Origin of the sequence: Shewanella sp. Sh95, from assembly GCF_001308045.1 — a bacterium.
GTDB classification, from domain to species: domain Bacteria; phylum Pseudomonadota; class Gammaproteobacteria; order Enterobacterales; family Shewanellaceae; genus Shewanella; species Shewanella xiamenensis.
Genome location: NZ_LGYY01000167.1, coordinates 52,212 through 63,065, shown reverse-complemented (window position 1 = coordinate 63,065; position 10,854 = coordinate 52,212). Strand labels below are relative to the sequence as shown.

Annotated in this window: 10 protein-coding genes; 4 read left to right on the top strand and 6 right to left on the bottom strand. The window is 43.5% G+C overall.

What is annotated here, in order from left to right; genetic code table 11:
- Positions 1-206: 206 nt before the first annotated feature.
- Together AEA42_RS12215 and AEA42_RS12210 are read right to left on the bottom strand one after the other, a co-directional pair.
- On the bottom strand, positions 207-404 hold the full coding sequence (locus AEA42_RS12215; RefSeq protein ID WP_055647864.1) for a hypothetical protein: 198 nt from the start codon (positions 402-404) through the stop codon (positions 207-209).
- 217 nt (positions 405-621) lie between these two features.
- Entirely contained in the window at positions 622-1,314 is a 693-nt protein-coding gene (locus tag AEA42_RS12210) for an OmpA family protein (protein WP_047538704.1), read from the bottom strand.
- A gap of 654 nt (positions 1,315-1,968) precedes the next feature.
- Between AEA42_RS12210 and AEA42_RS12205 the strand changes: the two genes are divergently transcribed.
- Complete coding sequence (locus AEA42_RS12205) at positions 1,969-2,199, top strand: transposase (protein WP_037421997.1); 231 nt, start codon at positions 1,969-1,971, stop codon at positions 2,197-2,199.
- A gap of 726 nt (positions 2,200-2,925) precedes the next feature.
- Here the strand turns inward: AEA42_RS12205 and AEA42_RS12195 are convergent.
- Positions 2,926-3,783 (bottom strand): PA4780 family RIO1-like protein kinase, encoded by an 858-nt coding sequence (locus AEA42_RS12195; RefSeq protein ID WP_037421993.1) that lies wholly within the window; start codon positions 3,781-3,783, stop codon positions 2,926-2,928.
- Between the two features lie 626 nt (positions 3,784-4,409).
- Here AEA42_RS12195 and AEA42_RS12190 point away from each other — a divergent pair.
- Positions 4,410-4,958, top strand: coding sequence for a DUF2799 domain-containing protein (locus tag AEA42_RS12190; RefSeq protein ID WP_037421988.1), 549 nt, complete (start codon positions 4,410-4,412; stop codon positions 4,956-4,958).
- Positions 4,959-4,979: 21 nt separating this feature from the next.
- On the opposite strand, the gene AEA42_RS12185 is transcribed toward AEA42_RS12190, so the two are convergent.
- Together AEA42_RS12185 and nrfA are read right to left on the bottom strand one after the other, a co-directional pair.
- Positions 4,980-5,759, bottom strand: a complete 780-nt coding sequence (locus tag AEA42_RS12185; RefSeq protein WP_037421986.1) for a phosphatase PAP2 family protein — start codon at positions 5,757-5,759, stop codon at positions 4,980-4,982.
- Positions 5,760-6,303: 544 nt separating this feature from the next.
- Positions 6,304-7,707 (bottom strand): ammonia-forming nitrite reductase cytochrome c552 subunit, encoded by a 1,404-nt coding sequence (nrfA, locus tag AEA42_RS12180; RefSeq protein ID WP_055647862.1) that lies wholly within the window; start codon positions 7,705-7,707, stop codon positions 6,304-6,306.
- Positions 7,708-7,949: 242 nt separating this feature from the next.
- Here nrfA and narQ point away from each other — a divergent pair, with 242 nt between their 5' ends.
- Together narQ and AEA42_RS12170 are read left to right on the top strand one after the other, a co-directional pair.
- A complete protein-coding gene (gene narQ, locus AEA42_RS12175) occupies positions 7,950-9,746 on the top strand; it encodes a nitrate/nitrite two-component system sensor histidine kinase NarQ (RefSeq protein WP_055647861.1) in 1,797 nt (598 codons plus the stop codon).
- Entirely contained in the window at positions 9,739-10,368 is a 630-nt protein-coding gene (locus AEA42_RS12170; RefSeq protein ID WP_037421976.1) for a response regulator, read from the top strand. Before narQ ends, AEA42_RS12170 begins: the two co-directional genes overlap by 8 nt.
- An 88-nt stretch (positions 10,369-10,456) precedes the next feature.
- Here the strand turns inward: AEA42_RS12170 and AEA42_RS12165 are convergent, their stop codons facing one another.
- Positions 10,457-10,831 (bottom strand): YacL family protein, encoded by a 375-nt coding sequence (locus AEA42_RS12165; protein ID WP_037421973.1) that lies wholly within the window; start codon positions 10,829-10,831, stop codon positions 10,457-10,459.
- Between the last annotated feature and the right edge of the window lie 23 nt (positions 10,832-10,854).

Genomic DNA, 10,854 nt, shown 5'->3' with positions numbered 1-10,854 from the left:
TCAATCAGTGCCTTAGAGGCCAGCATCAAGCTGTTTAATCGTTTTAGGTGAAGTTCTGGGCAGTATTGGTGTAAAGAATGTTGTAGGATATTGGCTTCGCGCATCTTGTTGTCCAAGTGTAGTTTTTGGCGAAACCATTTGATCATGCAACAAGATGCGCTTCCACCCTAATTTGATGATTTATTTGTAAATCATCAGGGGATTCTTCAGTACTGCGCTGCCACATTAGCTTGGGATTTCGCTTGGTAAGCCGCAATAATATCGTTCATCGCCGCCTTTAAACTGCCCGCGGCTCTTAGTTCAATAGGGGCTGTCGCCTCAGTGTCTATTGGCGCACCTTGTACCATCCCTGCCATCACTGTAGTCCCTAAACTGAATGCCAGTACTAAGCCCTGTTTTGCCATAATTGCTCTCCTTTGGCTCTGCGAAATAGTTATCCTAATTTAACTAACTACATACAAAACGGGAAAATACCGGCAGGATCAAGTCGAATACTCGCCTGATAAGCCCCAATAGAGATGATTGCGGACAAGATCACTGAAGATAGACAACGGAAGGACAATTTGTCCCTTATGATAAAATAAAAAGTCGCCCACAGGCGACTTTAACCTTGATGAATGATTATTGACCCGTTGGGGTCAACACTATCTCCACACGACGGTTTTGCGCGCGTCCCTCGGCACTCGCATTGGATGCGATTGGACTCGATTCACCCATTCCCTTAGACTTTACGCGAGCGGCAGCCACGCCTTTACTCATCAAGTAGTTCCCTACTTCGCTGGCTCGTACCTGTGATAAACGTAAATTGTATGAATCTGAGCCGCTGCTGTCGGTATAACCCAACACGTTAAGTTGGGTCTTACTATACTCCTTCGCCACCAGCGCAACAGAGTTCAGTACCCGCTTAGCACCCTCACTCAGCTCGGTTTGATCCACACCAAAAGTCACTTCATTTGGCATATTAAGAATAATATTGTCACCACTGCGAGTTACGCTAACTCCCGTGGAAGCGAGTTGTTGGCGTAATTTGGTTTCTTGTACGTCCATATAGTAGCCAATACCACCACCTAAGGCGGCGCCAGAGGCTGCACCAATTAAAGCTCCTTTACCGCGGTCACTCTTACTTGACGAGGCAACACCAACGGCTGCTCCAGCAACGGCACCAATTAGCGCCCCCGTAGTCGCTTTTGCCGTTTGTTGTTCGTTGGTATAGGGGTTGACAGTCGAACAGCCTGACGCAATCAAGGCGCTAGCCATAACCACAATAGCAAGCTTAGATGCTGGCAATGATTTAATCAGAGAAGGCTTCATCATTATGACCTCATAACATGATTGATGAGATTTGCCTTTGAAAGGCAAAGGGCGTGGTAAATCGCCAAAAACACCATGAAAAAATCGCAGTATATAAGCATTCTCTTTCGAGACAATCTTTAATCGTTTCTTTGCGCAGTTTATGAGTAATTTAATCGCAAAAAACACCAAACCAAAACATCTTTGGCTTATTCATGCAACATTTAGAGTAAAAGCACTGAAATAGTGCAAGCTGCACCGTTTCTGACATAACTTCTAAAACCAACCGTTTGAAACATAAATTCAATTAATTGATTTTAAACATTAATTTATATATTAAAAAATTGGCACGGATTTTACATACTAATAAATAGGTAGAAGAGTAGAGACCCCAAGCGTAACTCACTCGATACCTAAGTAAGTTGTTTGACATCAATGGACGTTAATCTAAGTGCCCGTTGCGAGGCATGTTAATCGAAGCACAATCCCTAAGTGGATTGAGGAGGAAGAGATGAAACATCTGATGAAACTTATTAGTCATTGTCACCACGAATGGTTGTCCCTACGCCATATAGGACATAGTCAGTGGGATATAGAGCAGCGCCAATAATCATGAAGGAATACCCCAAAGAACCCGTTAAAGCGCATACAGATAGCATAAAGTGAAAAGGATAGGCCATGGGAATCGTCAATCATAATCTTAAACCTGACGTTATTTTTGAAGTAAAAGTCAAAGGCAGATTACTCTCTGATGTCGCACGACAGTATGGTCTTTCGGCTAAAGCGGTTTACCAGTGGGTAAGGGAAAGTGAGCAACAGCCGCAGCAACGTGAATGCGCCTTAATAAATGAAATTGCCCAGCTGCAGAAACGTATTAAGCAGCTAAACAGTGAATTACGCACGATATAGGTTGAGGTAACACTCGCCCAGTGCCCTTATAGACAAGGCCGGACCCCATTGCATATTGCCCTGTAGGTCTAACGCGATATGAAAGTTGTGCTAAAAACAATAATAACAGCGCCCTTTTACGTCCGGCCTTGTCATCCAATTAATTGGATTAGCAATAAATAACAGTTTAGACAGAGTCGGATGGGTATCTATTATCGCTCCCCAACGACCTAAGATATAAATCGTACAAAATAACAATAATAACTGTGCTGTTTACTGTCCGACTCTGTCAACTTAACACTCAAAGTGTTGCAAGAGAAAAAGAGGCAGGTTTTGACAAGGCTTTAGAGGGAGCTATCTCCCCCAAAGATCAAATATGTGAATTGTGCTCCCCCAAGTCATGAACATATTACCCTCTCGGGTCTTGTCCTTTTATTCACGGATCAATGACGATCCAGCGCTAGACTAGGATAGCGCGCCACGGATGGCTGTGTTATTGGGAAGGTTTCGGCAAGGCTCGAGGGAGTTGTCTCCCCCAAAGATTAATATGTCGATAGTGCTCTGTGTGGCCCATCAACATATTTCTCCCTTTGGTCTTGTCCTTTTATTGAGTGGTTCAATGGAAAGGAAGGGGCATAACGCCTGTGCCAAGGATGGCAATGCCACAGGCTTTAACACTCGCACCAGGCAATTAATCCCAATAAAAAAGACGCTCATAAGGCGTCTATTTTATTGAAGAATATTCTACTAATAATCTTCATTGGCTTCTTGAAGTCGCTGCTTGCGCTCCTGAGCCTCTTCATAGGCAGCTTGAATTTCATCCAAAACAGAACTGACGTCGGCATCGACTAATACTTCAGTAAAATGACCTGTTAACTGCGTATCAGGCTTTAACTGACCAGCTTCAAATAAGGCCCACATTTCTTTCGCGTATTGAGTCTTGAGCAATTCAGGTGCGTACTGGCCATAATATTGCGTCATGTTATTGACATCCCGCTCCAACATCCATTTAGCGTGATTATTCGCTGCCGCATCTACCGCTTGGGGTAAATCAATAATGACAGGGCCTTGATCATCGACTAGGACATTAAATTCGGACAAGTCACCATGGACTAAGCCTGCGCAAAGCATACGTTTGACATAAGTCATCACTAAAGCGTGGTCATGTATAGCTTTCTCAGCGCTAAGGCTGACATCATTAAGGCGAGGCGCAACATGACCTTCACTATCGGTGACTAATTCCATGAGTAACACACCATCGTAGCAACCGTAAGGGGTTGGTACTCGCACTCCGGCATCAGCCAAGCGAAACAATGCATCTACCTCAGCGTTTTGCCAGACTTCTTCCATTTGCTCACGGCCAAATTTAGAGCCTTTTTCCATTGCGCGAGCGCGACGGCTATTTCGGACTTTGCGCCCCTCTTGGTAAACCACCGCCTGCTTAAAACTACGTTTGTCCGCTTCCTTGTAAACTTTAGCGCAGCGAATATCTTCACCACAGCGCACAACGTACACAGTAGCTTCTTTACCGCTCATTAACTGGCTGATGACTTCATCAACCAGTCCTTCATCAACCAGTGGTTGGATTCGTTTAGGAGTTTTCATACCGACCTTATACCTTAGTTAGGCCTAAGATGGAATGTGCCGGGCAAATCTTCATATATAAAGCAGCCTTCTACCAATAATGAATAACAAAATGAGGGTAAGCATACCCGACTTCAGTAAAAACTAAAGCACCTAGCGTAGGAACACAAGAGCAAAAAATGGTGGATTTAAAGCCAATACATTTGCAGAGAACGGCACATTATCTCCTTGATTGCCCCAAACAAATACTTGCTCGCTTCATCAGCAACATGTTAAATCCCACAACCATTAAACACACAACGAGATCACTCTGCCGTAAGTGACGGCGGCTTTAAGCCGTTACCCAAGCATTAACTACCTTCAGAATAATCTTAAAATGGTTTTCCACGTTTGTTATGGGGTATCAATGCCTATTTTGAGCAAAAATGAGGGGATATCGCCAAAGTGTTACCCCAAGCTATTGAAAGTATTAAATTATCACAAACTCAACCCGTTAGCACTATCCACCGAGTATGTTGTGATAAAGTAGGGTAACCAAGCCAGCTTGGTGCTGCTAAATAACCGCACAAAGGGCGAAATATAGCGCTAGATCTCCTCAGTACTAAGCTTTATGCTGATGCCACTTTTGGAACTCTTTTGATAATAAAATGCGATACCTAAACTTTGCATTCGCTCTGACAGCCCTCTCCCTCACTCAATGCACGAGTCTTTCACTCGAAGAATGCCGTGATAATGACTGGTACGCCACTGGCTTAGCCGATGGTAACCGCGGTGCTGCTGCGAGTAGGCTCAACCAATATCAACAGGACTGCCGTGAATTTAATCTCAAGGTTGATGCGACGCAATGGCAGCAAGGATATCAACAAGGATTAATGAGTTATTGCTTGCCAGAAAATGGTTACCGTATTGGTTTGGCGGGAGAATATTACTACGGCGTCTGTAATAACAATCAATTTGTTGAACGCTACAATCAAGGACATGAACAATATCTGATTAATAAACGTTTAGCAGAAATAGCCGATCGCTTAAATGCTATTGACAGCGAGATTAGCAGTATCAATAACAAACTAAATAATCTCACCGACAAAGCCGAATTACTAAGGCAAAAAAATATTTTATTGAATGAGAAGAACCATCTTCTGGACGAAAGTTTACGTCTGCGCCATGGAGATATCCGTTTTCAATTTAGGTTCTAATTGAAAAGTTAACCCATATAATCACTTAGAGATGCCTTTTTCGAAAACTTTAGTATCGATAAGGCTGACTTTGTTCGCGACGTTACTGTTTTTAACCTTCGGAACACGTAGGAAAAAACTATAATAAAGCAGGCTTGCTGAGGTCCACGCAATCGCCAAACTCCATAAGTCATGACTTAAAAAATGAGCACCGCGCAGTTCTTGGGCAAAACCAAAAATAGCCCCTAATCCAATCCCAAAGAGTAAGCCAAACTTTGCGTAACGGGGATTGTATTCCTTAAGCACAAAATAACTCGCCACCCATGCAAAACCGCCACTTGAATGCCCTCCAGGAAAACACTGACCAAACTCCACCCCTTCTGGTAAGCGCGCAAACAGAGAGCTATGCATCATACGCCCGCCAAATTCAATGACATCCCAAGGGCAAGTCATGTGAGTGAAACTCTTACCTAATCGAACCAACAACACGCTAGCAAGAACACTACAGAATAAATAGATAAAACCTTTACGATAAACACGCAACGTCTCAAGTCGAAAGCTTAGGCCAATGCAAGCAACAACCGCTATGGCGAACAAAATCACCAGATTACGTCCTGTCACATGCAAGATACTTTCGGTAAGCCAATGCCCTCGTAAAGGCCATGAACTGACACCTCCCTGCCAATTGAATAATAGGCTGGCAAAGCGCATATCAGCATGAGTCCACTCAAGCCCCAAAATAATTACCGTAAATACGAGCCATGGAACAAACAAATATCCCTTTGCAAACTGAAGAAATGTCGTCCTAACATTGCTTTTAATATTCTGATGCACTTATTTATCCAATCACCAAAATCATAGCTTCGAGGATAAGGAGAAATTCTTATCAAAAGCTTAAGACATTTTACCGAAAAAATAACAAAAACCTTACAACTCCACAGGTTGAACGCTGATTAAAAACAGCTAAGGGATAAAATGATTATAGTGAATCAATAACCATGTGCTTAATGGATGAGCCTCCCATGCCCTAAAACTTCGTACTCCAACTGTCTCAAAAAGTCGGTTATTTACAGATACAACAATCGATAGGAGTAAATCAGGGCGTCACCAACATTGCTGGAAAACTGGCAACAAACCTAAGGACAACGAATAGTTAGGTCACGGACTTTACTGCGGGATAGTGATAGACAAACCGTTAGAGCAAGCTTCATTCAACGTCCAACAGGGCCGTTAAAGATAACGAAATGAGGTTACCAATCTGAGCCCCCATAAGACATAATAGCTGAGCAAAATCGCTAATAAAAAGCCCCCGCAACCTAGATTGTGGGGGCTTTACTATGAGGGGTTAGCTCATATTCAACAATAATTACTTGTAAGTCGCTTCGCGTTTTTTCGCTTCGGCATCCCACTTAGGTAACATGTCTTTTTTGAATGCTTCCTTCTCTGCATTCAGTTTTTCCATGTCCATACCCAGTACCGCCTGAGCTTTCGCCTTAGTCGAAATATCAGGGATAGCAACAGGATCTGTTAAACCTTTTTTCGCTAACAACTGTGCTAACTTAACACGAGCATCGGCGGCTTTATTAACAGATGTACCCAACACTCGTAGCGCTTCTTCAGGAGCGTGAGCGGCAACACCGTGCGAAGCAATGGCTAAATCCCAGCGCCATTGAGCGTGGCGGATGTCAGTCAAAATTGGCTTCATTTCAGCTTCAGTAGCACCTAATTCCCATGCTTTAGCGGCTTCGAAGTGCGCCTTCACTAATTGCTCTTCCGCTTTAAGTTTCATTTCTTTAACTTTAGCTTTGCGCTCATTAGTGACACCCACTAAGAATTCTTTCGTTTGGCTATGGCAAGTTGCACAGGTTTCTTCGAAACGATCGAATGGGTTACCGACTTTATGGTCAGTGAACTTCTTACCTTCAGGGCTAGTCACTTTAGGCATATGACAGTCAACACAACTGACATTATTTTTACCATGAATACCCATCTTCCAAGTTTCGTACTCAGGGTGCTGTGCTTTTAACATTGGTGTTTTAGACAGTGCATGAGTCCAATCAGAGAACTCAATACCATCATAGTAAACTTCCATTTGCTCAACGGTTACGCCCATATCCCAAGGGAATTTCACGAAACCTTTACGGTCGTCTTTCTTCTCGAAATAGTATTCAACGTGACACTGACCGCAAACCATTGATTGCTTGTCTTTCTTGGATGCTTTGTCAAATGGAGTGCCAATAGCCTCCATAGCACGGTCAACATAAGGACGAGAAATACGTAATTTTGGAGAGCCTTTTTCATGGCAATCGCCACAGCCAATAGTATTGGTCACTTCTGGACCACCTTTGGCCCATTTACCTTTGAAGTAACCATCTTCACCTTGCTCTTCAATCAGGCGAGGCACATCTGGGCTTTTACAACTCCAACATGCCATTGGCAATGGGCCGTCTTCCGCGTCTTTAGGCGCACCTGTACGTAAGGTATTGCGTACATCGGTTACCGCATACATATGACCACGCGGAGCTTTATAATCCGTTGCAAAATGATAACCTGCCCACAGGATAACCATATTAGGATCCTGTTCAAGCGCATCCACTAGCTCTTCACTTTTAGCGGTATCATGCCAGCTATTGTATTGATTTTTAAATTTATCTTTATAAACCTCATTGCGAGGTTCAGTTTTATCGCTCGCCATTGCGCCCGCCGCCATGAAGCTGGCGGCAACCAGTGCACTCAGTGCAAAGGACTTACCTGTCATCTTCTTCATCATCTCATCTCCGTGTTACATTATTGTTGTGAATCACGACATCTCCGTTACCAAAGTTAGTAGCTTAATGCCGCTAAAAATATACCTCTTAGGAGGTATCTGCGGCGAAGTTTGCGCCAGATCAAAATGTAATAGTGTTGTTGTTCACACTTTTATGTTTTCGTTAGTGTAGTACATTATTTTCTAATGTAAAACACGACTAAAGTGCCATTAAATCAATGGCCCATATATTAGGTAATGGACATATGAAACGAGGCAGCCTTACCTCTAAAATTTTGGGTTTAATGTTAGTACTGATTTTGCTTTCTAGCAGCTTGGCCATCTTCGCAATCATCAATTTGTCTTACAGCCTAGGGGATGCAAAAGCCATCAACGCCTCTGGTTCACTGCGGATGCAAAGCTACCGGCTGATGTTCTACCCCAACTCAGGCAGTGAAGCTGCCCAAGAAAAAATCACTGAATTTGAAAATACGCTGCATTCTGAGGCACTACAACCCTCCACAGGCTGGCTCAGTCAGAAAAGAATAGCCGAGCAATATCAACTTGTTATCGATAAGTGGCTAGTGATGAAATATTACATCGAGCAGGAAAACTCCCGCGACTACGCCGCCTCACTCAAGGACTTTGTCGATACTATTGATTTATTGGTATTGGAAATGGAGCATCATGCCGCTTTTAAGTTGCGCCTTCTCGCGGCGAGCCAAATTTTTGGGCTTGGGCTGATGCTAGTTATCGCCTTTTTAGCGGTGCGCTTTACTAAACGCAAAGTCGTTGTACCCTTGCAACAATTGATGGAGTCCGCCAATACGATTTCTAAGGGTAACTTTGAGATCGAAATGCCCGAAACCGAATATATTGAACTCACGGCTCTGACCGATGCACTGCAAAAAACCGCCCGCGAGCTCGCGACCCTGTATGGCAACTTAGAATCTCAAGTCGCCGAGAAGACTCTTGCGCTCACCAGAGCAAACAATGAACTCGCCTTTTTATACGATAACCTTTTGACTCTTAATGCGAAAAAATTGGACTACAAGGCGCTCAAGGCCGCGTTGAATAAGTTAAAGGATTATGAGTCTATCGACTATTTAAGGCTGATTATTCAGTACCCAGAGCAGGAACTCGAAGTCGTCGAAGCCGATGGTGGCTGGCCAGAAGGCGCTCACAACAACATCCGCTTTCCGCTACAATTTGAGCAGGCTGATTTAGGTTATTTAGAGCTTATCTCAACCCAAGATATTAATACTCCGTTGTTTAAAAACTTTGCCATTATGCTTACTCGCTCCATCGTTATTCATAACGCTACCGAACAAAGACAACAGTTAGCCCTAATGGAAGAACGTGGTGTTATCGCAAGGGAATTACATGATTCACTCGGGCAAGTGCTTTCTTTCCTAAAAATCCAAATTAGCTTGCTGCGCAAAAATTTAGATCTTAGCTGCCGCAATCCTACCATTGAGGGACAACTCACAGAGATCAACGAAGGGGTTAGTACAGCCTATGTACAACTCCGAGAGTTACTATCCACCTTCAGATTAACCATTAAGGAGCCCAATCTGAAGAATGCGATGGAAGCAATGCTTGAGCAGCTCAGAGCAAAAACCGATATCAAGATCCACCTCGATTATAAGCTTTCCCCCCAATGGTTAGAGGCGAAACAACATATCCATATTTTGCAGATCACCCGAGAAGCAACGCTCAACGCTATCAAACATGCCCGTGCTAGCCATATCAATATTCGCTGTTATAAAGATGAGCATGGTATGGTTAATATCAGTGTAAGTGATGATGGTGTAGGTATTGGCCATATTAAAGAACGGGATCAGCACTTCGGCATAGGCATCATGCATGAACGTGCCAGCAAATTAGGCGGCACGGTTGTATTTAGCAGCAATGATCCGCAAACTAGTCGCAAAGGAATCACTGGACAGCTAGAGCCAGAAAATCCAGACTCGCCCCTTGAACCCCATAGCACATCCAATTTATCACAGGGCACCAAAGTCACTTTAATCTTCCCTTCTCAACAGGAGCCTACACATGGGTAAACCTTATTCTGTTCTGGTGGTCGATGATCACCCTCTCTTACGTAAAGGTATCTGCCAATTGATCGCCTCAGATCCAGACTTTAACCTCTTCGGTGAAGTGGGTAGTGGTTTAGATGCTTTAAGCGCCGTAGTAACTGATGAACCTGACATCGTCTTGCTCGATCTCAATATGAAGGGAATGACTGGCCTCGATACCCTCAATGCCATGCGCCAAGAAGGCGTGACTTCACGAATCGTGATCTTAACCGTTTCAGATGCAAAACAAGATGTTATTCGCCTATTACGTGCGGGAGCTGACGGTTACTTACTCAAAGATACCGAGCCAGATTTGCTGCTCGATAAACTCAAAAATGCCATGTCAGGCCACAGAGTGATCAGCGAAGAAGTTGAAGAATATCTCTATGAACTCAAAAATGCCGCCGATGAACAAGAATGGATTTCAAGCCTCACCCCAAGGGAGCTACAGATCCTGCAACAACTGGCGGAAGGATTAAGTAATCGTATGATTTCAGAGCATTTACACATCAGTGAAGGCACTGTGAAAGTGCATGTCAAAAACCTGTTGCGTAAAGCTAATGCCAAGTCGAGAACCGAAATGGCTGTAAGATATTTGAACAATTGATATTGGATAAGTGATAGACTTACTCCATTAAATAATAAAGGCAATCAATAGATTGCCTTTATTATTTGTTGATATTCACAGCGGGCGGTTATAGCCCTTTTTGCACAAATTCATACCAACTAAGTAGCGCTTCTTCTAAATCTTCTAGCCCACAGTAAGCCTCAGATTCAGCATCATAGAGGGACATCGCCTCTTCGAGTTCATAATCCTGCTCAAATCCTAAAGCATTAGCGTAAATTCGTGCCTGCTCCTCATCCAGATCTAAGGTAATATCTTTGCCGATAAAACGCCAAGAAACTCGCTTACCTGTTTGAATTTCTTTGATAATATCGAGCACTTGCTGAATTTTGGCTAACTCAGGCCCCAACTCTTCTGAAAACCATTGGCCCAGTACCTCATGGTCCATGCTAAAGCTGGCTAAATACGTGCCAGTCAAACTGTTACGCCGAAATTCATATTCCATTTTATCTTCTCAATACATTACAA